Here is a 24,763-nt window from a genome sequence, read left to right on the forward strand (position 1 = left end):
TATGAAGAACTGGAGAATGCTGATCCTCGGTGCAGCCCTGACAGCCAACACGGCGTTCGCAGCCCCGCAAGTTGTTGATAAAGTTGCTGCCGTAGTGAATAACGGCGTAGTGTTGGAAAGTGATGTGGATGGCATGATGCAGTCCGTGAAAGGCCAGTCGCAGCAGGCAGGTCAGCAGCTACCGGATGACAAAACCCTGCGTCACCAGATTCTGGAACGTCTGGTGATGGATAATATTTTGCTGCAAATGGCAAAACAGGCCGGTATTCAGGTATCCGATGCCCAGCTGGATCAGGCTATCGGTAACATTGCCGCTCAGAACAAAATGAGTGTCGATCAGTTGCGCAGCCGTCTGGCTTACGATGGTTTGAACTATGCCACCTACCGTGAGCAGATCCGTAAAGAGATGCTCACCTCAGAAGTGCGCAATAACGAAGTTCGCCGCCGCGTTACCATCCTGCCTCAGGAAGTGGATCAGCTAGCCACGCAGCTGGCGTCGCAGAATGATGCCGGTACGGAGCTGAACCTCAGCCACATTCTGCTGCCCCTGCCGGAGAATCCGACTCAGCAGCAGGTGGATGACCAGGAGAGCCTGGCCAGACAGCTGGCTGGCGAAGCGAAGTCCGGCGCTGATTTTGGCAAGCTGGCAATCACCTACTCCGCCGATCCACAGGCGCTGAAAGGCGGCAATATGGGCTGGGGCCGTATTCAGGAGCTGCCATCCCTGTTTGCACAGGCACTGGTGACGGCGAAGAAAGGCGACATCATTGGTCCGATCCGTTCGGGTGTGGGTTTCCATATCCTGAAAGTGAACGATATGCGCGGTGATAACCAGAGCATCTCAGTGACCGAGGTTCATGCACGCCATATCCTGCTGAAACCCTCGCCGATCATGACTGACGATCAGGCACGCCAGAAGCTGCAGGAAGTGGCCGCCGAGATCAAAAGCGGCAAGCTGACCTTCGCCGATGCGGCGAAACAGCTGTCGCAGGATCCCGGTTCAGCGAACCAGGGCGGCGATCTCGGCTGGAGCTCACCGGAAGTGTTTGACCCGGCTTTCCGTGATGCCCTGCTCCGCCTGCAGAAAGGCCAGATGAGCGGCCCGGTTCACTCTTCCTTCGGCTGGCACCTGATCCAGCTGATGGACACCCGTAAAGTCGATAAGACCGATGCGGCGAAAAAAGAGCGTGCTTACCGCCTGCTGTTCAACCGTAAGTTCTCGGAAGAAGCGCAGACCTGGATGCAGGAACAGCGCGCGGCCGCCTACGTGAAGATTCTGGATCCGAATGCACAGTAGTCAACGTGTGGCGATCACTCCCGGCGAACCCGCCGGGATTGGTCCGGACTTAATCGTTCAGCTGGCCCGGCAAGACTGGCCGGTTGAGCTGGTTGTCTGTGCCGACCCCGAGCTGCTGCGCACCCGCGCGGCAGCTTTGCATTTACCCCTGACGCTGCGTCCTTATCAGCCGGATTATCCCGCTGTGCCACAGCAGGCTGGCACCCTTACCGTGCTGCCACTGCCGCTGGCGCAGCCTGCCATACCCGGTGAGCTTTGCGTAGCGAACGGTCAGTACGTGCTGGCCACGCTTGCCCGTGCCTGCGATGGCTGCCTGAACGGCGAGTTTGCGGCGTTAGTTACCGGACCGGTCCACAAGGGCGTAATTAACGATGCCGGCATTCCTTTCAGCGGGCATACTGAATTCTTCGCTGAACGTGCCGGGTGCGAACGCGTGGTGATGATGCTGGCAACGGAGGAGCTGCGCGTGGCGCTGGCCACCACCCATCTGCCGCTAAAAGAGGTTGCGGACAACATCACCCGTGACAGCCTGCATGAGGTGATCACCATCCTGAATGCGGATCTGCAACGCCAGTTTGGCCTCCCTGCGCCGCATATTTTTGTCTGCGGTCTGAACCCGCATGCGGGTGAAGGCGGCCATATGGGTCGTGAAGAGATTGATGTCATTATCCCGGCGCTGGAAGAACTTCGTCAGCGCGGGATACGGCTGACCGGTCCACTGCCTGCTGATACGCTGTTCCAGCCGAAATATCTGCAACATGCCGATGCGGTGCTGGCGATGTATCACGATCAGGGGCTTCCGGTGCTAAAATATCAGGGCTTTGGTCGGGCGGTGAATATCACCCTCGGTCTGCCATTTATCCGCACGTCTGTTGACCATGGTACAGCTCTTGAGCTGGCCGGAAGCGGCCAGGCTGATGCGGGCAGCTTTAAGACGGCGCTTAACCTCGCCATTACCATGATTAAGAGCAGTAATGAATAGTCGCGTTCACCAGGGCCACTTTGCCCGCAAACGTTTTGGACAGAACTTCCTTAACGATCCGTACATTATCGAAAGCATTGTCAACGCCATCCACCCACAGAAGGGTGAAGCGGTAGTTGAAATCGGTCCCGGTCTTGCTGCGCTTACCGAACCGGTAGGCGAACGTCTGGATGCCATGACGGTCATTGAAATTGACCGTGACCTGGCCGCCCGTTTGCAGACCCACCCTTTTCTTGGCCCCAAGCTGACCATTTTCCAGCAGGATGCCATGGCCTTCGATTTCGCCGCCTATGCCCAGGAAAAGGGGCAAAAGCTGCGCGTGTTTGGCAACCTGCCGTATAACATTTCCACGCCGCTGATGTTCCACCTGTTCAGCTATACCGGTGCCATTCAGGACATGCACTTTATGCTGCAAAAAGAAGTGGTGAATCGTCTGGTGGCCGGTCCTGGTAGCAAAGCCTATGGTCGTCTGACCGTTATGGCGCAGTACTACTGCCAGGTGATCCCGGTGCTGGAAGTGCCACCCGAATCCTTTACCCCGGCACCCAAAGTCGATTCCGCCGTGGTGCGTCTGATGCCGTATGCGCAGATACCCCACCCGGTTGACGATATTCGTGCCCTGAGCCGCATCACCACAGAAGCCTTCGGCAAACGTCGTAAGACGCTGCGCAACAGCCTGGGTCATCTGTTCTCTGCCGACGCACTGGCAGAAATGGAGATTGATCCGACGCTGCGTGCAGAGAATATCAGCGTTGCACAATATTGCCGTCTGGCGAACTGGTTGACTGCGCATCCTCAGCCGCAGGAGAACTGAGTATGAACGATACGCCCAAAGTCTGTGTTCAGGTACAAAGCGCTTACATCGCGTCGCAGTCTGCACCTGATGAAGAACGTTACGTGTTTGCTTACACCATCACTGTTCGTAATCTCGGGCGTATCCCGGTTCAGCTCATCGGCCGTTACTGGTTAATTACCAACGGTAACGGCCGTGAAACCGAAGTTCAGGGCGAAGGCGTGGTGGGCGAACAGCCACACATCGAGCCCGGCGGCGAGTTTCAGTACACCAGCGGGGCGATACTCGAAACCCCGATGGGAACCATGCAGGGCCACTATCAGATGCTCGATGCCGACGGTAAACCGTTCGTTGTTGATATCCCGGTCTTCCGTCTGGCGATTGCCACCCATATCCATTAAACCGGCCTTTTTTGCATGAGCACTTATTTAATCGGTGATGTCCACGGTTGCTACGACGAGTTGCGATCGCTGCTTGATCAGGTGCAGTTTGACCCGGCGTCCGATCGGCTCTGGCTGACCGGAGACCTGGTGGCCCGTGGGCCTGACTCGCTGGACGTTCTGCGTTTTGTTCGCTATCTGGGCGACAGCGTCAGGCTGGTGCTGGGCAACCATGACCTGCACCTGCTGGCGGTGTATGCAGGCATCAGCCGCAATAAACCCAAAGACCGTATCACCCCGCTGCTGGAAGCCCCTGACGCTGACCTGCTGATCAACTGGCTTCGTCGCCAGCCACTGCTTCAGGTTGATGAGGAAAAAAAGCTGGTCATGGCCCACGCCGGGATCACCCCGCAGTGGGACATTGAAACGGCACAAAGCTGTGCGCGTGAAGTGGAAGCCGTACTCAGCAGCGATACCTATCCACTGTTCCTGGATGCCATGTACGGTGATATGCCCAATAACTGGTCCCCTGAACTGACGGGACTGGCGCGCTTACGCTTCAGCACCAATGCCCTGACGCGGATGCGTTTTTGCTTCCCGAACGGCCAGCTGGATATGATCGCGAAAGAGGCACCGGACAGCGCACCCCCGCCGTTAAAACCGTGGTTCAGCATCCCCGGAGCGGTATCACGCGATTATACCATCGTGTTTGGTCACTGGGCTTCGCTGGAGGGGAAAGGCACGCCGGAAGGGGTGATTGCTCTGGATACCGGCTGCTGCTGGGGCGGCACGCTGACGATGCTGCGCTGGGAAGATAAGCGGGTCTTTACCCAGGCGTCCAACCGCGAACGTTAATAACGCCCGGGTCGGGCGGACCGCTACAATGCGTCCGCCCCGGCCGGTTAACGACGATCCAGAATTTCGAAGCAGAAGCTGTGAGAGTTCTTCTCATCCGCATCGTGGAACTCGCTGAACCCGGACTGCCACTCATCCGGCTCATAGTCCGGGAAATGCGTGTCCCCTTCGACTTCCGCATCAATATGAGTCAGATACAACCGGTCTGCACGCGGCAGTAATTGCTCATAAATACGCCCACCGCCGATCACCATCACTTCCTCAACCTCACCCGCCGTTTTCAGCGCCTCATCAATCGAGGTCACCCAGGTCACCCCCTCTGCGTCGCCTTTCTGGCTGCTGATAACGATGTTCAGACGGCCCGGCAGCGGACGACCAATAGACTCCCAGGTGCGACGGCCCATAATCACCGGTTTGTTGAGGGTGTGCTTTTTGAACCATGCCAGGTCGGCAGGCAAGTGCCACGGCATGGCGTTTTCCATCCCAATAACGCGGTCGGCCGCAAGGGCTGCAATCAGGCTAATCATCATATCAAACTCAGCAGGGGGTAAAATTGGCGCCATCATACGTAAAGGCGAAACTTTCGTCGATAGTTAAGCGGAGGATATTCGGTAAAGGTTTTTCAGGGTATCGGTTGTATCACCTTCCGCCTATTTTTCGCCGCATAAAATAAGGAGACATGGTAGAATCTGCCGCTCAACCAGCTAAAGACCTTCACTATGTTAGAAACCAGCTTATTCGTCGCCACCATTGTGGTGCTGGGAATGCTTTCCCCCGGCCCTGACTTTTTTCTGATTATCAAAAATGCCGCACGTTACCGTCGCAGCGCCGCCCTGATGAGCGCACTGGGGGTAAACTGTGCCGTTGCCACCCATATGGCTTACTGCGTGGCCGGACTGGCCGTGGTCATCACCACGACACCGTGGCTGTTTATGCTGCTCAAGTATGCCGGTGCTGCCTACCTGATCTATATCGGTATTCAGGCCCTGCTGTCGCGCGGCGGCAGCAAGATGGATCTCAGCAATGTGACACCCGAGCAAACCTCACTGAAAAAGGCCTTTTTACAGGGTTATCTGTGTAATCTGCTGAATCCCAAAGCGACGCTGTTTTTCCTGTCGATCTTTACGCAGGTTCTTAGCGTCAACTCCAGCCTTCACGAGAAGCTGCTGTATGCGGGTATTATCCTCGGCCTGTCCATGCTCTGGTGGCCGCTGCTAGTGATGCTGATCCAGAGTGGCCCGGTGCGTCGCGGGCTGGCAAAAGCCCAGCGTATCGTTGATAAGCTGCTCGGCGGCGTGCTGATCGCCCTGGGGATTAAGGTGGCGCTGTCCTGATGGGCGGTGGAGGGAGCTGATAAAGGCTCCCTCACCGTTCTGTTAACAGCGGGAGGAAAACAGACCGCCCGCGAAAGGGGTCTTAATGTGTGCTGCCCTTCAGGCGTTTAAATTCGTCTTTGGCTTTTTGCAGCTGAGTAACGAAGGTAGGCTCAGCGTGCAGGCGCGCTACAATAGCCGACGCAACGACGCGGGCGGCGGTGACGTCACTCTGCCAGTGATACCCGCAGATGACACGACTTTGCCCCATCTCATAGCCCCGCTGTAAAATCTGCCCCTGCCGTTCGGTATTAATTTCAGACAGCACCAGCGCCGTTGCCCAGCCGATAGTGGTATGCCCTGAAGGGTAAGAGCCGTTGGTAGAGAGCTTGCCTTCATCATCGGAGCGACAGGTCGCTTCGTGATAGAACGCAAACGGCCGGATGCGCATGTAATGCTCTTTGGCGCTGCGCGTCGCCAGATCGCCCGCATCTTCACGCATTTTCTTCACCAGACGATACTGCTCAGGGGTTTTCTCTGGCGAAATCGTCATGCCGTAAGCCTCTGAGAACGCTTCGGCTACGCCATCGCCCTCGACATTGGCATCTTTCCACGCCTGCTTCCCTCGCGGCGTGTTGCGCAGCATTTTGCCCACATCGTACTGCGTTTTATCATTCAGGAACTCAATACTGTCCATCGCGGGAGGGGGAGGCAACAGCGCCAGGCTGTCAATCGACTGCGACTCTTTCAGGAAGTAAACATCAGGTTTGGTTGTCACATCTTTTGCCGCATATGCAAACTGCGACATCACTGCACCGATCAGCGTGGCCAGTACAATTTTTTTCATCATCATTTCCCTATAATCTTGGCTATCAAATTGGCTGTTCATTCAGCCCACAATGTAAAAAATCGAGCCTGGACAATACTATAGGATGCAGGCGATGCTGCAATGGCGGAGATCACAAAACCCGTAATTCCTGTAACAATTCTAAGTCAAAAAAAAGGCCGATCGTCAGATCGGCCTTACAGTAGCAGAATGGGCCAGAGTCAGCCCCTTCTTACCAACGAGATTACGCGTTAATCTGCGCGTGCATCTCCTGTACGGAAATCACCTGATCCGTCGCGCTGGAGTGCAGGGAGGTCGTGGTGGCGAATGCACCGTTCAGCGTGGTGTCGTAGTGCACCTTGTACTGCAGGGCACTGCGGCGGATCAGCTTGGAGTCCTCAATCGCCTGACGCCCTGCCGTGGTGTTGACGATGTAGACATATTCCCCGTTTTTCACCCGGTCCTGAATGTGAGGCCGGCCTTCGTGCACCTTATTGACCTGACGCACGGCAATTCCGGCGGCCTTCAGCACGTCGGCAGTGCCGGCGGTGGCATCCAGTTCAAAACCAAAGTCCTGCAGACGTTGCGCCAGCTCAACGATGCGTTTTTTATCACCTTCGCGCACCGACAGCAGCGCACGGCCACTTTTCTTCATGTTGCTCTGTGCGCCCAGCATCGCCTTGCAGAACGCTTCAGCAAAGGTACGACCTACACCCATCACTTCGCCGGTTGAACGCATCTCCGGGCCAAGGATCGGGTCAACGCCCTGGAACTTGTTAAACGGCAGCACCACTTCTTTCACCGAGTAGTACGGCGGGATAATCTCTCTGGTCACGCCCTGGGCAGCCAGTGTTTTACCGGCCATCACGCGTGCAGCCACCTTCGCCAGCGGCATGCCGGTCGCTTTGGAGACAAACGGCACGGTACGGGCGGCACGCGGGTTCACCTCAATCAGGTAAACTTCATTATCCTTCACCGCAAACTGCACGTTCATCAGGCCGCGTACGCCCAGCTCAAACGCCAGCTTTTTCACCTGCTCACGCATAACGTCCTGGATTTCCTGACTCAGCGTGTAGGCTGGCAGGGAACACGCCGAGTCACCGGAGTGGACACCGGCCTGCTCAATGTGTTCCATGATACCGCCGATCAGCACCTGCTCACCGTCGCAGATCGCATCTACGTCGACTTCAACCGCATCGTCAAGGAAGCGGTCCAGCAGGACCGGCGCGTCGTTAGAAACAGAGACCGCGGTGTTAAAGTAGCGCTTCAGGTCAATTTCGTCGTACACGATTTCCATCGCCCGGCCACCCAGCACGTAAGACGGACGCACCACCAGCGGATAGCCAATCAGCGCCGCCTTTTCGACGGCCATATCGATGGCGGTGACGGTGGCATTGGCCGGCTGCTTCAGGCCCAGGCGCTCAACGGCCTGCTGGAAACGTTCGCGGTCTTCAGCACGGTCAATGGCATCCGGGCTGGTACCGATAACCGGCACACCGGCGGCTTCCAGCGCGCGCGCCAGCTTCAGTGGGGTCTGGCCACCGTACTGCACGATAACGCCTTTTGGCTTCTCGATGCGCACGATTTCCAGCACGTCTTCCAGGGTCACTGGCTCGAAGTACAGACGATCAGAGGTGTCGTAGTCGGTCGATACGGTTTCCGGGTTACAGTTGACCATGATGGTCTCGAAGCCGTCTTCACGCAGCGCCAGCGAGGCATGAACGCAGCAGTAGTCAAACTCAATGCCCTGCCCGATACGGTTCGGACCGCCGCCCAGCACCATGATCTTGTCACGGTCCTGATTCGGGTTCGCTTCACACTCTTCTTCATAGGTAGAGTACATGTAGGCGGTATTGGTCGAGAACTCCGCCGCACAGGTATCAACACGCTTATACACCGGATGCAGGTTATGCTGCTCGCGCAGCGCACGGATTTCCGCTTCAGACACGCCAGCCACATCCGCCAGGCGCGCATCGGCAAAGCCCTTGCGCTTCAGCGTGCGCAGGAAGTCATAGCTCAGGCCGTTAATGCCCTGCTCTGCGACCTGATTTTCCAGCGTCACCAGCTCTTCAATCTGCACCAGGAACCAGCGGTCAACGTTGGTCAGCGCAAAAACATCATCCACGCTCATCCCGGCGCGGAAGGCATCGGCGATGTACCAGATACGGTCGCAGCCAGCATCTTTCAGCTCGCGGCGGATAGTGGTCAGTGCTTCCGGGTCATTCAGGTCCACTTTCGGGTCGAAACCGTGAGCGCCAACTTCAAGGCCACGCAGCGCTTTCTGCATTGATTCCTGCAGAGTGCGGCCAATCGCCATCACCTCACCGACGGATTTCATCTGCGTGGTCAGACGGTCATTGGCCCCGGCAAATTTTTCAAAGTTGAAACGTGGAATTTTGGTGACAACGTAGTCGATGGACGGCTCAAACGAGGCCGGGGTCAGGCCACCGGTAATGTCGTTAGTCAGCTCATCCAGCGTAAAGCCCACCGCCAGCTTGGCGGCGATTTTAGCAATCGGGAACCCGGTTGCTTTCGAAGCCAGCGCGGAAGAACGTGACACGCGCGGGTTCATCTCGATGACGATCAGGCGGCCATTCTCCGGGTTAACGGAGAACTGTACGTTAGATCCGCCGGTTTCCACACCGATTTCACGCAGCACCGCCAGCGAAGCGTTACGCATGATCTGGTACTCTTTATCGGTCAGCGTCTGTGCGGGTGCAACGGTAATGGAATCACCGGTGTGGATGCCCATGGCATCAAAGTTTTCGATGGAGCAGACGATGATGCAGTTGTCGTTTTTATCACGCACCACTTCCATCTCGTACTCTTTCCAGCCAATCAGCGACTCATCAATCAGCAGCTCATTCGTCGGTGACAGATCGAGACCGCGCTCACAAATCTCTTCGAACTCTTCGCGATTGTAAGCAATACCGCCACCGGTGCCACCCATCGTAAAGGAAGGACGAATGATGCACGGGAAGCCGACGTCAGCAGCCACGGCCAGCGCTTCTTCCATGGTGTGTGCAATACCAGAACGGGCGGTATCGAGACCAATTTTCTTCATCGCCACGTCGAAACGGCGACGATCCTCTGCTTTATCAATCGCATCAGCGGTGGCACCGATCATGGTGACGCCAAATTCGGCCAGCACGCCCTGACGCTCCAGTTCCAGCGCACAGTTCAGCGCCGTCTGGCCGCCCATTGTCGGTAATACCGCATCCGGGCGCTCTTTTTCGATGATCTTGCGCACGACTTCCCAGTGAATCGGCTCAATGTAGGTCGCATCGGCCATGTCCGGGTCGGTCATGATAGTGGCCGGGTTAGAGTTCACCAGAATAACGCGGTAACCCTCTTCACGCAGCGCTTTACAGGCCTGAGCTCCGGAATAGTCGAATTCGCAGGCCTGGCCGATGACAATCGGGCCAGCGCCCAGGATCAGGATACTTTTTATGTCTGTACGTTTTGGCATTTTCTTTCTCTCCCGATCTTATTTCGCGGCTTTAATCAGTTCGATAAAGTGATCGAACAACGGGGCAGCATCGTGCGGACCCGGGCTGGCTTCCGGATGGCCCTGGAAGCTGAAGGCAGCTTTATCGGTGCGGTGAATACCCTGAACCGTATGATCAAAGAGTGAAGTATGGGTCACGCGCAGGTTTGCCGGCAGGTTGCTGTCGTCAACCGCAAAACCGTGGTTCTGGGCGGTGATCATCACGGTGTTGTTATCGTGATCTTTCACCGGATGGTTACCGCCGTGATGACCGAGCTTCATCTTCACCGTTTTTGCGCCGCTGGCCAGAGCCAGTAGCTGATGGCCCAGACAGATACCAAACACCGGAATATCGGTTTCCAGCAGGCGTTTGATCGCAGTAATGGCGTAATCGCATGGCTCCGGGTCGCCGGGACCATTAGAGAGGAAGACACCATCCGGGTTCAGCTTCAGAACGTCCTCAGCAGAAGTCTGCGCAGGAACGACCGTCAGGCGGCAGCCCCGATCCACCAACATGCGCAGAATATTGCGCTTCACGCCGTAGTCGTAAGCCACCACGTGGAAGGGCAGGTCGGCATCCGCTGCGGGTGCCGGCAGGTCGCCTTCCAGCGTCCAGCTCCCCTGCTGCCATGCGTAGGCGTCCGCCGTAGTGACTTCTTTTGCCAGGTCCATGCCCTTCAGGCCCGGGAACGCTTTTGCTTTGGCCAGTGCCTCTGCCGCATCCGGCGCGTCTCCGGCGATGATACAGCCGTTCTGAGCCCCTTTTTCGCGCAGCAGGCGGGTCAGCTTGCGCGTATCAATATCGGCAATAGCGACAATATTATGGCGGGTCAGGTAGTCTGACAGCCCTTCTTCATTGCGGTAGTTGCTGGCAATCAGCGGTAAATCACGGATAACCAGACCCGCTGCATGTACCTGAGAAGATTCTTCGTCAGCGGAGTTGGTGCCGACATTGCCGATATGGGGATAAGTGAGAGTGACGATCTGGCGGGAATAGGAAGGATCAGTGAGGATTTCTTGATAACCGGTCATTGACGTGTTGAAAACAACTTCTCCCACTGCCGACCCGGTTGCCCCGATGGCCCGACCGTGGAATTGGGTTCCGTCTTCCAGAACCAGTAGCGCTGACTTAATCAAAACATCCTCCAGGGGAATAAACAGTCACAATATCTGCATATTAATTCAGGAATGACCCCAAAATCAATGCAAAAACTGCCTGACTGCTCAGTTTTTGGCAAATTGCGCGCATTCTAATGATCGCCCCCGCCGTTGTCTACCCTGCGAGGCACTTTTTCTGTCATTTTTAGCTTACTGAGGATAAAACAGGAGCATTTACCCTGAAAGCACCACATATCCTGGCGATAAAATCGGTTGCCTGCCACGGTGTAAATTATTTCATGGCGGTTAACGGTAAAAACCAGACCAAATGGTCAAAAACAGGTAAGAAGAGAGAAAATAAACGAAGAAAATAACTCATTAAGCCAGTTTAGATAATTAAAAAACCCTAAAGACCATTTTTAACAAAAAACAAAAAGGGCAATAAAATTATTGCCCACCCAATCAGAAACTTATGATTGAAATAACCACATCACGATGGTACACAACACTTATAAATCATCAAGGTTAAGCACATTACGCATGTCATAAAGACCGCTTTTATGCGACCTCAACCACATTGCCGCACGAACAGCGCCATTCGCAAAGGTCATGCGGCTTGAAGCCTTGTGAGTTATCTCTACCCGCTCCCCCACATCTGCAAACATCGCAGTATGCTCACCGACGATGTCACCGGCACGTACGGTAGCAAAACCAATGGTCTGTGCCTCGCGTTCACCGGTGTGGCCTTCACGGGCATAGACCGCATGCTCATTCAGGTTCCAGTTCATGGCGTCTGCTATCGCCTCCCCCATCGCCAGCGCCGTGCCTGAGGGCGCATCCACTTTGTGGCGATGGTGCGCTTCAATAATTTCGATATCTGCGTAATCGCCCATCACTTTGGCCGCTTTCTCCAGCAGCTTCAGCACCAGATTAACGCCAACGCTAAAGTTAGCGGCAAACACGATCCCCATATCCGCTGAGGCCGCTTTAATGGCTGCTTTACCCGCCTCATCAAACCCCGTGGTTCCAATGACCATCGCTTTTTTATGCTGGCGGCAAAAGTCCAGATAGTGCAGTGAAGCCTCCGGACGGGTAAAGTCGACCAGCACATCAAAGTCATTGACGACCGCATCAAGGTTATCGGTGATGTTCACGCCCAGCGCACCACAACCGGCCAGCTCGCCTGCATCGGCTCCGACCAGGGAAGATCCTGAACGCACCAGCGCGGCTCCCAGACACGCCCCCTCAGCCTGTACCGTCGCCTGGATTAACTGGCGTCCCATGCGCCCGGAGGCACCCACAATGGCGATACGGATTGCTGCATTACTCATATTTATTCATTCCTGACAGATTTCTATGCATGTACAACGCATCCAGATTAACCAGCGGTTAACGTCTGCGCCACAACTAAAAGCGGATAATAAGAATTTTACGCCAGCGCGTGAGGATTATCAGTAAAACAGATTTGGTCAGGATAGGGGAAAGGAAATGATTAAGCATGGGAGGCGTAACGTGGCGTCATCGGCGCAGCGAGTTTGAACACGGACAGCGCACAACACCCGGAGCGTACACGTAGTACGTGAGGAGTGTGAGCACTGCCCAGGTTCAAAATAGCAAGCAAGATAGCCGCCCTCAGGTGATCTGCTTTACCTCTACGCGCAGTTCTTTCGGCACTTCAAACACGATGTTCTCTTCACGCCCAATCAGTTCGATGGCATCAACGCCGCCGAGTTCATTGAGACGCTGGATGACCTGCTGCACCAGAATATCTGGCGCGGATGCTCCGGCGGTCACCCCGACACAGCCCACACCTCTGACCCACTCTTCCTGAATATCTTCAGCAGAGTCAATCAGGCGTGCCAGCTTACCGGCACGCTGTGCCAGCTCTGCCAGACGGTTGGAATTCGAGGAGTTTTTCGAACCAACCACCAGCACCACGTCAGCATCACGGGCCAGTGTGCGCACGGCCTCCTGGCGATTGGTGGTGGCATAGCAGATATCATCTTTACGCGGGCCGATAATCTTCGGGAAGCGGGCGCGAAGTGCGTCAATCACTTCACAGGTATCATCAACGGACAGCGTGGTTTGCGTCATAAAGCTCAGGTTGTTTTCATCTTTTACCTGTAGCTTCCAGACATCCGCGGGCGCTTCAACCAGGTACATACCCCCTTTCGGGTTATTGTACTGGCCCATCGTGCCCTCTACCTCCGGATGGCCGGCATGGCCAATCAGGATCGCTTCTGTCCCTTTGCGACTGGCACGCGCCACTTCCATATGCACTTTGGTAACCAGCGGGCAGGTCGCATCAAAGAGCATGGTCAGGTCACGCGCTTTCGCTTCTGCACGCACAGCCTGAGAAACGCCGTGAGCCGAGAAGATCAGGATCGACCCGTCCGGCACCTCAGAAATTTCCTCAATGAATATCGCCCCACGCTCACGCAGGCTGTTAACCACGTAGCGGTTATGCACCACCTCATGCCGCACGTAGATAGGTGCGCCATACATCTCCAGCGCACGCTCGACAATACTGATAGCGCGATCAACACCCGCGCAGAAACCGCGCGGGTTAGCCAGCAGGATCTGCATTGCTCGTCTCCCGTACCGGATCAATCTCCAGCACTTCTACGTCAAAGTGAATAGTCTGTCCGGCCAGTGGATGATTGAAATCCACGGTGATCGAATCCCCCGAAATCTCCCGGATCACGCCCGGCATTTCGTTACCATCCATGCCGCTGAACAGCATAATGGCCCCGATTTCCGGCTCCCCGGCCTCGACAAAGTCGCGGCGCGAGAAGTACTGAACCAGGTCGGGACTGATGCCGCCAAAGGCATCTGCCGCTTCCAGCGCAAAGGCACATTTCTCGCCCGCTTTCAGCCCAATCAAATGGCTTTCCAGCCCTTCTGACAGGCTGCCATCGCCCAGACAAAAAAGCGCAGGTTTACCGTTGCTGCGCGTTGATTCCGCTGTGGAACCGTCCGCCAGCTTTAAGGTGAAATGCACCAGCACTGCGCTGTCACGCTGTACAGAATCGGTCATGCCCTACCCTTTATTCTTAGCCTGTTTACCGGCCGGGCTGAGGAACCCTTCCAGCACGATCAGCGCGGCACCAATACAGATGCCACAGTCGGCAATATTAAACGTGGCGAAGTGCCAGTCACCGACATAGAAGTCGATGAAATCCACCACAAAGCCATGATATGACCGGTCAAACAGGTTACCTACTGCGCCACCCACAATCAGCGCATAGGCAATGTTATTCAGTTTACTGGTGGCTGGAGTACGGTACATCATCACCAGCAGCACCACGACGATAGCAATGGCAATGCCGGCAAAGAACCAGCGCTGCCAGCCCCCTTTATCGGCGAGGAAGCTGAACGCCGCGCCGTAGTTGTGAGCATAAAAGAAGTTAAAGTATGGCATCACCGGCATCGATTCGTGCAGCATCAGATTATCCATAATCCACTGCTTACTGGCGAAATCGATGCCAATGACCAACACCACCAGCCACAGCCAGCGTAATCCGGTTGAGAATACAGGTTTCATCATCATGCAAACTTACGCTGTTCGCCGCTGCCCGCGACGTTAGTGACACAACGACCGCACACGTCAGCGTGTTCTGCGTTCTGACCGATATCGTTAGTGTAATGCCAGCAGCGCGGACATTTCTCACCTTCCGCTTTGCTCAGAGCAATTTTCAGACCTTTTACCCCTTCGCTCTGCTGTGCATCGGCGCTGGCCTGTGCATAATCCGCGACCTGCGCCCCAGAGGTCAGCAGCACAAAGCGCAGCTCTTCCCCCAGACTGGTCAGTTTCGCGGCCAGGTCTGCATCTGCGTACAGCGTCACGCTGGCTTCCAGAGAACCGCCAATTCGCTTGTCAGCGCGGGCCTGCTCGATCACTTTGTTCACTTCACCGCGTACTTTCAGCAGTTCTGCCCAGTAGCTGTCGTTCATCGGCTGGTTGTCTTCCAGGCTGAACAGCCCGTCGAACCACTCTTCAGTAAACACATACTGGCTGCGTTTACCCGGCAGGTAACCCCAGATTTCATCGGCAGTGAAGGACATAATCGGTGCCATCCAGCGCACCAGCGCTTCCACGATATACCACAACGCGGTCTGACAACTGCGACGCGCCAGGCCATCGGCCTTCGCGGTGTACTGACGATCTTTGATGATATCCAGGTAGAAAGAGCCCATCTCAACCGAACAGAACTGCATAAGGCGCTGCACGACTTCATGGAAGTCATAAGCTTCATACGAGGCCACGATATCATTCTGTGCAGCCAGCGCACGGCCAACGGCCCAGCGATCCACCACCACCATCTCTTCCGGCTTCACCATATCGGTTTCCGGGTTGAAACCGGCAAGGTTTGCCAGCAGGAAACGCGCGGTGTTACGGATGCGGCGATAGCTGTCGGCAGAACGCTTGAGGATCTCGTCGGATACGGCGATCTCACCGGAGTAATCCGTAGAGGCCACCCACAGACGCAGAATATCTGCGCCCAGTTTGTTCATCACATCCTGCGGGCTGACGGTGTTGCCCAGTGACTTGGACATCTTGCGGCCCTGGCCATCCACGGTGAAGCCGTGCGTCAGCACCTGGCGGTAAGGCGCTTTGCCTTTCATCGCGGTAGAGATCATCAGCGAGGACATAAACCAGCCGCGGTGCTGATCTGAACCTTCCAGATATAAATCAGGTTCGTTACCGCCAAACTCAGGGCGTGCATCGACGACCGAGTAGCTGGTTGAACCGGAGTCAAACCAGACGTCCAGGGTATCCGGGACTTTAACGTAGTTGTCAGCATCGGCTCCCATCAGATCGCGCGCATCCAGATCCCACCAGGCCTGAATGCCGTCCTGCTCAACCCGCTTCGCCACCTTCTCCATCAGCTCCAGCGAATCCGGGTGCAGCTGCTCGGTGTCTTTATGGACAAACAGCGCCATCGGCACACCCCAGGTACGCTGACGGGAAATGCACCAGTCAGGACGGTTCGCGACCATCGATTCAATACGTGCCTGACCCCAGTCCGGGATCCACTGCACGCCTTTGATCTCTTTCAGCGACTGCGCACGCAGGCCCTTCTGATCCATGCTGATAAACCACTGTGGCGTGGCGCGGAAGATGATGGGCGTTTTATGACGCCAGCAGTGTGGATAGCTGTGGAACAGTTTCTCAACGTGCAGCAGAGCGCCCTTTTCACGCAGCAGTTCAACGATCATATCGTTGGCTTTAAAGACGTTCACGCCATCCAGCGTCGGGTAGGTTCCCGGCAGATAGCAGCCGTCCGGGCCTACCGGGTTAGCCACTTCGATACCGTATTTCTGGCCGATAACATAGTCGTCCGGGCCATGGCCTGGTGCGGTATGTACCGCACCGGTACCGGCTTCCAGCGTGACATGCTCACCCAGCACAACCGGAGAGGTATGGTCGAGGAACGGATGCTGGAAGCCCATCAGCTCCAGGTCTGCCCCTTTCGCTTCGCCCAGCACGGTCCATGCGGCAACACCAACGCGCTTCATCACGCTCTCAACCATCTCTTTGGCGAGGATCAGGGCACGACCTTCAATCTGTACCAGCTGGTAGTCGAATTCCGGATGCAGGGAAATAGCACGGTTAGCCGGCATGGTCCACGGCGTCGTGGTCCAGATCACCAGCGAGATCGGGCCATCAACGGCAGCGGCTGCAAATTTGGCCTGCACAGCGTCTTTATCGGCGGCATTGAACATGACGTCAATGGAGGGAGAGGTCTTGTCATAATACTCCACCTCTGCTTCTGCCAGGGCAGAACGGCAGTCCAGGCACCAGTGTACCGGCTTGGCCCCTTTGTGCAGGTGGCCGTTACCGATGATTTTGCCCAGAGCACGGATAATATTGGCTTCGGTCTTGAAGTTCATCGTCAGATACGGACGGTCCCAGTCTCCCAGCACGCCCAGACGGATAAAGTCGGCTTTCTGCCCTTCTACCTGCTCAGCCGCATAGTTGCGACAGGCGGCACGGAACTCAGCCGCGCTGACTTTGTCGCCCGGCTTACCGATCATCTGCTCAACTTTATGCTCGATAGGCAGACCGTGGCAGTCCCAGCCCGGAACGTACGGCGAATCATAGCCCGCCATGCCTTTCGACTTAACGATAATGTCTTTCAGAATCTTATTAACAGAGTGACCAATATGAATGCTGCCGTTGGCGTAGGGAGGGCCATCGTGCAGGATAAAGGTTTTTTTCCCTTTCTTGGCTTCGCGAATGATGCCGTACAGCTTGTCATCATACCAACGTTGCAGCATGCCCGGTTCACGTTTGGCCAGATCGCCACGCATCGGGAACCCCGTTTCCGGCAAATTCAGGGTAGATTTATAGTCACTCATCAGATTCTCGGTTCCGTATGTCGGTTCTATGTCAATTTAAAGCAATGTCTGCAGCCCGAAAAAGGTTCGGGCCGTCACCACATCGTTTGCAATTTGTTCTTTCAGCGCATCGAGCGAGGCAAAACGCTGCTCGTTACGTATTTTATCACGCAGGACCACTTCAATATGGCGGCCATACAGGTTCATCGTCACGTCCAGCAGATGCACCTCTAACTGCTGACGCAACCCGGCTACGGTCGGGCGCGTACCAATATTGGCAACACCAGGAAGCGGCTGCTCACCGAGTCCCAGGACCTCAACGGCGTAGACGCCTTTTACCGGGGAGACCGTTCGCTTCAGCGGCAGGTTGGCGGTCGGGAAACCAATAGTACGGCCCAGCGCATCACCGTGCACTACGCGGCCGGAAATACTGAAGGGGCGGCCCAGCAGCGCGCTGGCCAGCGCCAGATCGTCTTCTGCCAGTGCCTGGCGCACCGCCGTACTGCTAATGCGTTTGCCATCATCACAGAAAGTCTGTGTACTGATGACATCAAAGCCATATTCGACGCCAGCATTCTGTAATAGCAGGAAATCGCCCTGGCGACCAGCGCCAAAGCGGAAATCATCGCCGACCGCCAGGAACCTGACGTCCAGCTTCTCTACCAGCAGGTCAGCGACAAAACTTTGTGCGGTATAGGCGGCGAAACGGCGATCGAACCGCACGCAAAGGACCGCATCAACACCGGCCCGTTCCAGATAACGCACCTTTTCCCGCAGACGCGTCAGGCGCGCCGGGGCTTTATCCGCTGCAAACAGCTCCAGCGGCTGGGGCTCAAACAGCATGACCACGACCGGCAAGTTACGCTGACGCCCTTCTTTGCACAGTTGTGCCAGCAGCGCCTGGTGGCCGCGATGTACGCCATCGAAGTTGCCAATGGTCAGAACGCAGCCGCGATGCTGCTCTCTCAGGTTATGTATGCCGCGGATAAACTTCATGGCTGGCTCAAATTTGTGGAAATCGGCGGATTATACCTTGTACAGCCCGTAAGGTTAACCCACGAATATGGGCTTTCATGCTTTCTTCTCGCCATTTCGTTCTGTATGGTGCTGATCGGGCGCGGGATGTTATTTTTCTTGTGAATAAGCTGTATTCGCCAGGCCGAAGCTGATAGAATCTTGCGCCATCGAAACGTAATCAAGTGCCACTGTTTGACCGGCGCTTATTTGCACAAATCCATTGACAACCGAAGGCGAAAAGGGCATATTCCTCGGCCTTTGAATTGTCCTCATAGAACTATTTGGGAGTTGGACCTTGGCTAATATCAAATCAGCTAAGAAACGCGCCGTAACGTCTGAGAAGCGTCGTAAGCACAACGCTAGCCGTCGTTCAATGTTGCGTACTTTTATCAAGAAAGTTTACGCGGCTATCGCTACTGGCGATAAAGCGGCTGCGCAGAATGCATTTAATGATATGCAACCAATTGTGGACCGTCAGGCAGCTAAAGGCCTGATCCACAAGAACAAAGCTGCACGTCATAAAGCAAATCTGGCTGCACAGATCAGCAAACTGGCTTAATGTCAGTCTGTTAATCGAGCTTTGATAAAGAAACCGCCTTCTGGCGGTTTTTTTATTGATGTGTTTTGTGCCGCTTGTGGTGCGTACGTCACGCTGGGTTAAAAATAGCCCTTGCCTGATCCTGGCTTACGGCTGAAGATGCGGGAGCAAACAGACTACACGCCTGAAAATAATTCGCTAAAATCGCTGTTACAGATACGCTGTACCGCCGGGTGCTGGATCATTCTTTCGGCAAAAATCACGTGATACTCTTCCATTACCGAATCAATTCTTCCCAGTTCAACAATGCCTTCACGATAAAAATGTTCCCGACCGTAGAGGGTGGGCGCGACAAAAATCGCCTGATTGGCGGCACCGAATGCCTTCATCAGCGCCGCATCATCGAATTCACCTAAAATATCCACCGTCAGATCCTGAGACTGCAGCCAGTTCAGCACTTTCCGCCCCAGCATGGAGCGGCGGCCGGGGATCAGCAATTTATGCTGGCTCAGGCAGGCGGGGAATGGCATGACCGGCTGCGGTGCATAGCACCAGAAGCTGACCGCACACTCCCCCAGCTTGACTGAAAACAGCCCCTCCTGCAGCGAGGAGCCGACGGAACAGTCAGAGAGGATCATATCCAGCTTATGCTGACTCAGCTGCTCCAGCAGCATTTCATGGGTGGATTCAAAGCAGCGCAGGTGGATGGGCTCTCCGGCCACTACCGCCGTTTCCAGCACCCGGCTGACCAGCAGCTTAGAGAGCGCATCTGCCACCCCCACATCGAACAGCAGGCTCGCCTCCTTGCGATAGTTAACGATATCCAGCATCTCCTGACTGAGCGTGAACATGCGGTCGGCATAGCGAAAGACCAGCTGCCCCAGTTCGGAGGGAACCAGACCGCGTCCATGACGCTTGAACAGTTTTCCCTGCAAACGCTCTTCCAGGCTTTTCAACTGGCCGGTAATAGTTTGCGGCATGAGATTTAACACCTCGGCCGCCCCCACTACCGAACCAGATTTACACACCTGCCAGAAATAATAGAGGTGGTTATAGTTCATCTGCGCCATGGCGGGTCCTGTGCCGTTACTGCTGCGGCTGCGGACGCAGCTTAAGACGCAGCAGGGTATACCCCAGTACCGCGGACAATACGGAGCCGCTCAAAATACCCAGCTTGGCGAGCGTCACCATCTCTTCGTGTGCGGCATCAAAAGCCAGGGAGGCAATAAAGATCGACATGGTAAAGCCAATACCACACAGAACACCGACGGCGGCAATATCGACCATTTTGGTATTTTCAGGCAGCACGGCAATTTTCATTTTCACGGCCAGCCAGCAAATCAGCGTGATCCCCAGAGGTTTACCCACCAGCAGACCAAGAATGATCCCCAGAGGCACCATCGAGAACAGACCTTCGACTGATACGCCCGTCAGGGAGACGCCGGCATTGGCAAAGGCAAACAGCGGCAGGATCAGCCAGCTCACCCACGAATGCAAACCGTTGGCCAGTTCGATCGCCGGAGAGTGCCCATCCTGTTTTTGCAGCGGAATTAACAGTCCGACAATCACCCCGGCCAGCGTGGCATGGACGCCAGACTTCAGCACCGCTACCCACAGCACCATGCCCACCAGCAGATACACCGACGTCTTACGGACGCCGCACAGGTTAAGTATCGCCAGCACCACGATGGAGGCCGCAGCCACGCCGAGCGACGTCAGCGACAGATCGTTGGTATAGAAGAAGGCGATAATCACAATCGCCCCCAGGTCATCAATCACGGCCAGCGCCATTAAAAACATTTTCAGTGCCGGCGGCACGCGGCTGCCCAGCAGCGCCAGGATACCGAGCGCGAAGGCAATATCGGTCGCCGCCGGGATTGCCCAGCCGTGGATCGCCAGCGGGTCGCTGTGGTTTAACGCGGCGTAAATCAGGCCCGGTGCCAGCATACCGCCGAGGGCGGCAATCAGCGGGAACATCGCACGCTCACGCCCTTTCAGCGAGCCCATCATCAGCTCACGTTTCACTTCCAGGCCGATCATCAGGAAGAACAGCGCCATCAGCGCATCATTAATCCACAGCAGCAGATCTTTATTGATCTCCAGTGCGCCGAAGCGGAACTGCACCGGCATCGCCAGAATGGCCTGATAGTCCTGCTGTGTACTGGCATTATTGGCGAGAAACATGGCAACGGCGGCGGCAACAATCAGCACCACGCCGCCCGTGGCGTCGTTTTTTAACAATTTTTTGAGAAAAAGGTTCATACAGGCTCCGCTGAATATCCCAGAGATAAGAGGATTTATAACTTAGCGGATAGCATACGCGGTTAAACCGTTCGGAAAAAACAGTTTATACAGGCAGAAAGGATCGGTATTTACGAGGAGTCAATAAGAAGGGCCGATCGGTTCTTCGATCGGCCCTCAGGCTGGGTAATTAGCGGGTTAAATCATCAAAGAATTTTTTTACGCCATCAAAGAAGCTTTTCGAACGCGGGCTGTTTTTCTCACCGGATGGACCGCCAAAGCTTTCCTCCAGTTCTCGCAGCAGCGATTTCTGCTTCTCATTCAGGCTGACCGGGGTTTCGACCACTACGCGGCACAGCAGGTCACCCTGTGCACCACCGCGTACGGATTTCACACCCTTGCCCCGCATGCGGAACAGCTTACCGGTCTGCGTTTCCGCCGGAACCTTCAGCTTCACGCGGCCATCCAGCGTAGGGACTTCAATTTCACCGCCCAGCGCCGCCATCACGAAGTTAATCGGCACTTCGCAGTACAGGTTATTCTCTTCACGTTCAAAGATATTGTGCTTACGCACCTGCACCTGGACATACAGATCGCCCGCTGGCGCGCCCTGCTCACCCGCTTCCCCTTCGCCAGTCAGACGAATGCGGTCACCGGTATCCACGCCCGCCGGAATTTTCACCGACAGCGTCTTCGAACGTTCTACCCGGCCATGACCATGACAGGCATTGCACGGATCTTTAATGACCGAGCCGCGACCATGACAGGTCGGACACGCCTGCTGCACGGTAAAGAAGCCCTGGCGCATCTGAACCTGGCCCGCACCGTGACAGGTTGAACAGGTCTGCGGTTTGGTGCCCGCTTTCGCGCCACTGCCGTGGCAGACATCACACTCTTCCAACGTAGGAATGCGGATCTCTTTGGTCACGCCGCGTACCGCTTCTTCCAGCGACAGCTCCATGTTGTAGCGTAAATCAGCGCCACGGGCAGCACGCTGCTGACGGCGGCCTCCGCCAAAGATATCGCCGAATACGTCGCCAAAGATATCGCTGAAGTCAGCACCGCCACCGCCGCCGAAGCCACCGTGACCGCCGCCGCCCATGCCACCCTGCTCAAAAGCAGCGTGACCATACTGGTCGTAGGCCGCACGTTTCTGCGCATCGGTCAGAATTTCGTAGGCTTCTTTAACCTCTTTAAACTGCTCTTCGGCACCTTCACCCTGGTTACGGTCGGGGTGAAACTTCATTGCCAGGCGTTTATAAGCCTTTTTGATCTCACGCTCATCCGCTGACTTGGATACGCCTAAAACCTCGTAATAGTCTCTTTTCGCCATTGTTGTTGATCCTGCCCTTAACATGCGTGCACGGGCGTAGGATTTCTCCGACGCCCGTGCTGGTGATCAATGGCGCATCACGCGCCACCTTGCCCGCTCAAGGGCGATTATTTTTTGTTGTCTTTCACTTCTTCAAATTCAGCGTCGACAACATCATCGTCTTTCTTCGCACCCTCGGTAGCTTCTGCTGCACCGCCAGCGGCCTGCTGCTGCTGTGCGAACTCCATCAGCTTGCCAGACACTTCCATCAGAGCCTGGATCTTGGCTTCGATTTCCGCTTTGTCTTCGCCTTTCAGCGCAGTGTTCAGATCGGTCAGCGCAGCTTCGATAGGCGCTTTGTCATCTGCTGGCAGTTTATCGCCGGCTTCATCCAGCTGCTTACGCGTGCTGTGTGACAGCTGATCGCCCTGGTTACGTGTCTGCACCAGCTCTTCGAACTTACGGTCAGACTCAGCGTTAGCTTCTGCATCACGCACCATTTTTTCGATCTCTTCGTCGTTCAGACCGGAAGAGGCCTTGATGGTGATCTTCTGCTCTTTACCGCTGTTTTTGTCTTTCGCAGACACATGCAGGATACCGTCAGCATCGATGTCGAAGGTCACTTCGATCTGAGGTAAACCGCGTGGTGCGTTCTGGATACCGTCCAGGTTGAACTGACCCAGTGATTTGTTATCCGCAGCACGTTTACGCTCACCCTGCACAACATGGATGGTCACCGCAGACTGGTTGTCTTCTGCAGTTGAGAACACCTGGCTGTGTTTGGTCGGGATCGTCGTGTTCTTGGTGATCAGCGGAGTCATCACGCCACCCATGGTTTCAATACCCAGTGACAGCGGGGTAACATCCAGCAGCAGAACGTCTTTCACTTCACCGGCCAGCACGCCACCCTGAACCGCAGCACCTACCGCTACCGCTTCATCCGGGTTCACGTCTTTACGTGGCTCTTTACCGAAGAACTCAGCCACTTTCGCCTGCACCATTGGCATACGCGTCTGACCACCGACCAGGATAACGTCGTTAATGTCTGAAACAGACAGACCCGCATCCTGCAACGCCACTTTCAGTGGGTCGATAGAGCGTGCCACCAGGTCTTCAACCAGTGATTCCAGTTTCGCACGCGTCACTTTAATGTTCAGGTGCTTAGGCCCTGTCGCATCTGCGGTGATGTACGGCAGGTTTACGTCAGTCTGCTGTGCAGAAGACAGCTCGATTTTCGCTTTTTCTGCCGCTTCTTTCAGACGCTGCATGGCCAGCGGATCGTTATGCAGATCGATGCCCTGATCTTTCTTAAACTCAGCCACCAGATAGTTAATCATGCGGCTATCGAAGTCTTCACCACCCAGGTGGGTATCACCGTTGGTCGCCAGAACTTCAAAGGTTTTTTCGCCATCCACTTCATCGATTTCGATGATAGAGATATCGAAAGTACCACCACCCAGGTCATAAACCGCGATAGTACGGTTACCCTGACCTTTATCCAGACCGTATGCCAGTGCGGCTGCCGTTGGTTCGTTGATGATACGTTTTACTTCCAGACCGGCGATACGACCGGCATCTTTCGTTGCCTGACGCTGTGCATCGTTGAAGTAAGCCGGTACGGTGATAACCGCTTCAGTTACGGGTTCACCCAAGTAATCTTCAGCCGTTTTCTTCATTTTTTTCAGCACTTCCGCTGAAATCTGTGGCGGAGCCACGCGCTGGCCTTTCACGTCCAGCCATGCGTCGCCGTTGTCAGCGCCAACGATTTTGAACGGCATGATTTTCAGGTCACGCTGAACTTCTTCATCCTGGAAGCGACGGCCAATCAGGCGCTTAATCGCAAACAGTGTATTCTGCGGGTTAGTGACGGCCTGACGTTTAGCAGGCTGGCCTACCAGCGTTTCACCGTCCTGGGTGTAAGCAATAATGGAAGGTGTGGTACGATCCCCTTCCGCATTCTCCAGTACACGCGCTTTGCCGCCATCCATGATAGCTACACAAGAGTTAGTTGTGCCCAGGTCAATACCAATAATCTTACCCATCTAAACATCTCCCACTTAAATTCAATTCAAATCAGCCTATGAACCTTTAATGTGGGCAATTTTTACAGTTTCAACTGCTCGCCCTACGCTTTTTTTTCCAGGTCCGTAGCCTCGGATGCCAACTAAGATGGGGCCGGGCAACGCGGCATCAAGGGGCAGAGGCAAAAAAATTTTCACTTTGCCTTTATAAAAAGAACGGGCCAGCCTGAGCTGACCCGTTACAACGGCCGGTAATCATGC

The 24,763-nt window shown here is 55.3% G+C and carries 21 protein-coding genes; 7 read left to right on the plus strand and 14 right to left on the minus strand.

The annotated features are described in order from the left end of the window. The first annotated feature begins 1 nt into the window (after window position 1). Genes surA through apaH form a run of 5 tightly spaced genes read left to right on the plus strand, consistent with a single transcriptional unit; the run spans window position 2 to window position 4,307 of the window. The gene (gene surA / locus IFU29_RS12250; RefSeq protein WP_191934173.1) at window positions 2-1,297 is read left to right on the plus strand and encodes a peptidylprolyl isomerase SurA; all 1,296 of its coding nucleotides are present in this window, start codon (window positions 2-4) and stop codon (window positions 1,295-1,297) included. Next, on the plus strand, window positions 1,287-2,279 hold the full coding sequence (gene pdxA, locus IFU29_RS12255) for a 4-hydroxythreonine-4-phosphate dehydrogenase PdxA (protein ID WP_191934174.1): 993 nt from the start codon (window positions 1,287-1,289) through the stop codon (window positions 2,277-2,279). Before surA ends, pdxA begins: the two co-directional genes overlap by 11 nt. Beyond that, complete coding sequence (gene rsmA, locus IFU29_RS12260; protein ID WP_191934175.1) at window positions 2,272-3,093, plus strand: 16S rRNA (adenine(1518)-N(6)/adenine(1519)-N(6))-dimethyltransferase RsmA; 822 nt, start codon at window positions 2,272-2,274, stop codon at window positions 3,091-3,093. Before pdxA ends, rsmA begins: the two co-directional genes overlap by 8 nt. A gap of 2 nt (window positions 3,094-3,095) precedes the next feature. Next, a complete protein-coding gene (gene apaG, locus IFU29_RS12265) occupies window positions 3,096-3,473 on the plus strand; it encodes a Co2+/Mg2+ efflux protein ApaG (RefSeq protein ID WP_191934176.1) in 378 nt (125 codons plus the stop codon). Between the two features lie 15 nt (window positions 3,474-3,488). Further along, window positions 3,489-4,307, plus strand: coding sequence for a bis(5'-nucleosyl)-tetraphosphatase (symmetrical) ApaH (apaH, locus tag IFU29_RS12270; protein ID WP_191934177.1), 819 nt, complete (start codon window positions 3,489-3,491; stop codon window positions 4,305-4,307). A gap of 47 nt (window positions 4,308-4,354) precedes the next feature. Here the strand turns inward: apaH and folA are convergent, their stop codons facing one another. After that, a complete protein-coding gene (gene folA, locus IFU29_RS12275; protein ID WP_191934178.1) occupies window positions 4,355-4,837 on the minus strand; it encodes a type 3 dihydrofolate reductase in 483 nt (160 codons plus the stop codon). A 189-nt stretch (window positions 4,838-5,026) separates the two neighbouring features. Between folA and IFU29_RS12280 the strand changes: the two genes are divergently transcribed. Beyond that, window positions 5,027-5,641: a LysE family translocator gene (locus IFU29_RS12280; RefSeq protein ID WP_191934179.1), complete on the plus strand. Its 615-nt coding sequence runs from the start codon at window positions 5,027-5,029 to the stop codon at window positions 5,639-5,641. An 82-nt stretch (window positions 5,642-5,723) separates the two neighbouring features. Here the strand turns inward: IFU29_RS12280 and IFU29_RS12285 are convergent, their stop codons facing one another. The 9 genes from IFU29_RS12285 to ribF form a co-directional block, all read right to left on the minus strand. Beyond that, window positions 5,724-6,467, minus strand: coding sequence for an acid phosphatase (locus IFU29_RS12285; RefSeq protein ID WP_191934180.1), 744 nt, complete (start codon window positions 6,465-6,467; stop codon window positions 5,724-5,726). A 223-nt stretch (window positions 6,468-6,690) separates the two neighbouring features. Next, window positions 6,691-9,915 (minus strand): carbamoyl-phosphate synthase large subunit, encoded by a 3,225-nt coding sequence (gene carB / locus IFU29_RS12290; protein WP_191934181.1) that lies wholly within the window; start codon window positions 9,913-9,915, stop codon window positions 6,691-6,693. Between the two features lie 18 nt (window positions 9,916-9,933). After that, window positions 9,934-11,070 carry a glutamine-hydrolyzing carbamoyl-phosphate synthase small subunit gene (carA, locus tag IFU29_RS12295; RefSeq protein WP_191934182.1) on the minus strand — a complete coding sequence of 379 codons (1,137 nt, stop codon included), beginning with the start codon at window positions 11,068-11,070 and terminating at the stop codon, window positions 9,934-9,936. Window positions 11,071-11,540: 470 nt separating this feature from the next. Further along, window positions 11,541-12,362 carry a 4-hydroxy-tetrahydrodipicolinate reductase gene (gene dapB, locus IFU29_RS12300; protein WP_191934183.1) on the minus strand — a complete coding sequence of 274 codons (822 nt, stop codon included), beginning with the start codon at window positions 12,360-12,362 and terminating at the stop codon, window positions 11,541-11,543. 301 nt (window positions 12,363-12,663) lie between these two features. Further along, the gene (ispH, locus tag IFU29_RS12305) at window positions 12,664-13,617 is read right to left on the minus strand and encodes a 4-hydroxy-3-methylbut-2-enyl diphosphate reductase (RefSeq protein ID WP_191934184.1); all 954 of its coding nucleotides are present in this window, start codon (window positions 13,615-13,617) and stop codon (window positions 12,664-12,666) included. Further along, window positions 13,598-14,068, minus strand: a complete 471-nt coding sequence (fkpB, locus tag IFU29_RS12310; protein WP_191934185.1) for an FKBP-type peptidyl-prolyl cis-trans isomerase — start codon at window positions 14,066-14,068, stop codon at window positions 13,598-13,600. Before fkpB ends, ispH begins: the two co-directional genes overlap by 20 nt. 3 nt (window positions 14,069-14,071) lie before the next feature. Beyond that, window positions 14,072-14,581, minus strand: a complete 510-nt coding sequence (lspA, locus tag IFU29_RS12315; protein WP_191934186.1) for a signal peptidase II — start codon at window positions 14,579-14,581, stop codon at window positions 14,072-14,074. Next, complete coding sequence (gene ileS / locus IFU29_RS12320) at window positions 14,578-17,394, minus strand: isoleucine--tRNA ligase (RefSeq protein ID WP_191934187.1); 2,817 nt, start codon at window positions 17,392-17,394, stop codon at window positions 14,578-14,580. The genes lspA and ileS overlap by 4 nt, the downstream gene beginning before the upstream one ends. A gap of 36 nt (window positions 17,395-17,430) precedes the next feature. Then, window positions 17,431-18,369 carry a bifunctional riboflavin kinase/FAD synthetase gene (ribF, locus tag IFU29_RS12325; RefSeq protein WP_191934188.1) on the minus strand — a complete coding sequence of 313 codons (939 nt, stop codon included), beginning with the start codon at window positions 18,367-18,369 and terminating at the stop codon, window positions 17,431-17,433. Between the two features lie 316 nt (window positions 18,370-18,685). On the opposite strand from ribF, the gene rpsT reads away from it, so the two are divergent. After that, a complete protein-coding gene (gene rpsT / locus IFU29_RS12330; RefSeq protein WP_048914793.1) occupies window positions 18,686-18,949 on the plus strand; it encodes a 30S ribosomal protein S20 in 264 nt (87 codons plus the stop codon). 155 nt (window positions 18,950-19,104) lie between these two features. On the opposite strand, the gene nhaR is transcribed toward rpsT, so the two are convergent. The 4 genes from nhaR to dnaK form a co-directional block, all read right to left on the minus strand. Next, the gene (gene nhaR / locus IFU29_RS12335) at window positions 19,105-19,998 is read right to left on the minus strand and encodes a transcriptional activator NhaR (RefSeq protein WP_191934189.1); all 894 of its coding nucleotides are present in this window, start codon (window positions 19,996-19,998) and stop codon (window positions 19,105-19,107) included. A gap of 16 nt (window positions 19,999-20,014) precedes the next feature. Further along, a complete protein-coding gene (nhaA, locus tag IFU29_RS12340) occupies window positions 20,015-21,190 on the minus strand; it encodes a Na+/H+ antiporter NhaA (RefSeq protein WP_191934190.1) in 1,176 nt (391 codons plus the stop codon). A gap of 169 nt (window positions 21,191-21,359) precedes the next feature. Then, window positions 21,360-22,502: a molecular chaperone DnaJ gene (dnaJ, locus tag IFU29_RS12345; RefSeq protein ID WP_191934191.1), complete on the minus strand. Its 1,143-nt coding sequence runs from the start codon at window positions 22,500-22,502 to the stop codon at window positions 21,360-21,362. A 107-nt stretch (window positions 22,503-22,609) separates the two neighbouring features. Then, window positions 22,610-24,523: a molecular chaperone DnaK gene (dnaK, locus tag IFU29_RS12350; protein ID WP_191934192.1), complete on the minus strand. Its 1,914-nt coding sequence runs from the start codon at window positions 24,521-24,523 to the stop codon at window positions 22,610-22,612. Between the last annotated feature and the right edge of the window lie 240 nt (window positions 24,524-24,763).

The sequence above is a fragment of the Erwinia persicina genome (assembly GCF_014838825.1).
Classification (GTDB): Bacteria; Pseudomonadota; Gammaproteobacteria; order Enterobacterales; family Enterobacteriaceae; genus Erwinia; species Erwinia persicina_A.

Excerpts from the sequence above, each read along its gene's own strand:
- rsmA (WP_191934175.1), top strand. The coding sequence starts at position 2,272 with ATGAATAGTCGCGTTCACCAGGGCCACTTTGCCCGCAAACGTTTTGGA.
- ribF (WP_191934188.1), bottom strand. The coding sequence starts at position 18,369 with ATGAAGTTTATCCGCGGCATACATAACCTGAGAGAGCAGCATCGCGGC.
- nhaR (WP_191934189.1), bottom strand. The coding sequence starts at position 19,998 with ATGGCGCAGATGAACTATAACCACCTCTATTATTTCTGGCAGGTGTGT.
- IFU29_RS12280 (WP_191934179.1), top strand. The coding sequence starts at position 5,027 with ATGTTAGAAACCAGCTTATTCGTCGCCACCATTGTGGTGCTGGGAATG.
- apaH (WP_191934177.1), top strand. The coding sequence starts at position 3,489 with ATGAGCACTTATTTAATCGGTGATGTCCACGGTTGCTACGACGAGTTG.
- dapB (WP_191934183.1), bottom strand. The coding sequence starts at position 12,362 with ATGAGTAATGCAGCAATCCGTATCGCCATTGTGGGTGCCTCCGGGCGC.
- nhaA (WP_191934190.1), bottom strand. The coding sequence starts at position 21,190 with ATGAACCTTTTTCTCAAAAAATTGTTAAAAAACGACGCCACGGGCGGC.
- dnaJ (WP_191934191.1), bottom strand. The coding sequence starts at position 22,502 with ATGGCGAAAAGAGACTATTACGAGGTTTTAGGCGTATCCAAGTCAGCG.
- ileS (WP_191934187.1), bottom strand. The coding sequence starts at position 17,394 with ATGAGTGACTATAAATCTACCCTGAATTTGCCGGAAACGGGGTTCCCG.
- fkpB (WP_191934185.1), bottom strand. The coding sequence starts at position 14,068 with ATGACCGATTCTGTACAGCGTGACAGCGCAGTGCTGGTGCATTTCACC.
- carB (WP_191934181.1), bottom strand. The coding sequence starts at position 9,915 with ATGCCAAAACGTACAGACATAAAAAGTATCCTGATCCTGGGCGCTGGC.
- pdxA (WP_191934174.1), top strand. The coding sequence starts at position 1,287 with ATGCACAGTAGTCAACGTGTGGCGATCACTCCCGGCGAACCCGCCGGG.
- dnaK (WP_191934192.1), bottom strand. The coding sequence starts at position 24,523 with ATGGGTAAGATTATTGGTATTGACCTGGGCACAACTAACTCTTGTGTA.
- lspA (WP_191934186.1), bottom strand. The coding sequence starts at position 14,581 with ATGATGATGAAACCTGTATTCTCAACCGGATTACGCTGGCTGTGGCTG.
- IFU29_RS12285 (WP_191934180.1), bottom strand. The coding sequence starts at position 6,467 with ATGAAAAAAATTGTACTGGCCACGCTGATCGGTGCAGTGATGTCGCAG.
- apaG (WP_191934176.1), top strand. The coding sequence starts at position 3,096 with ATGAACGATACGCCCAAAGTCTGTGTTCAGGTACAAAGCGCTTACATC.
- folA (WP_191934178.1), bottom strand. The coding sequence starts at position 4,837 with ATGATGATTAGCCTGATTGCAGCCCTTGCGGCCGACCGCGTTATTGGG.
- ispH (WP_191934184.1), bottom strand. The coding sequence starts at position 13,617 with ATGCAGATCCTGCTGGCTAACCCGCGCGGTTTCTGCGCGGGTGTTGAT.
- surA (WP_191934173.1), top strand. The coding sequence starts at position 2 with ATGAAGAACTGGAGAATGCTGATCCTCGGTGCAGCCCTGACAGCCAAC.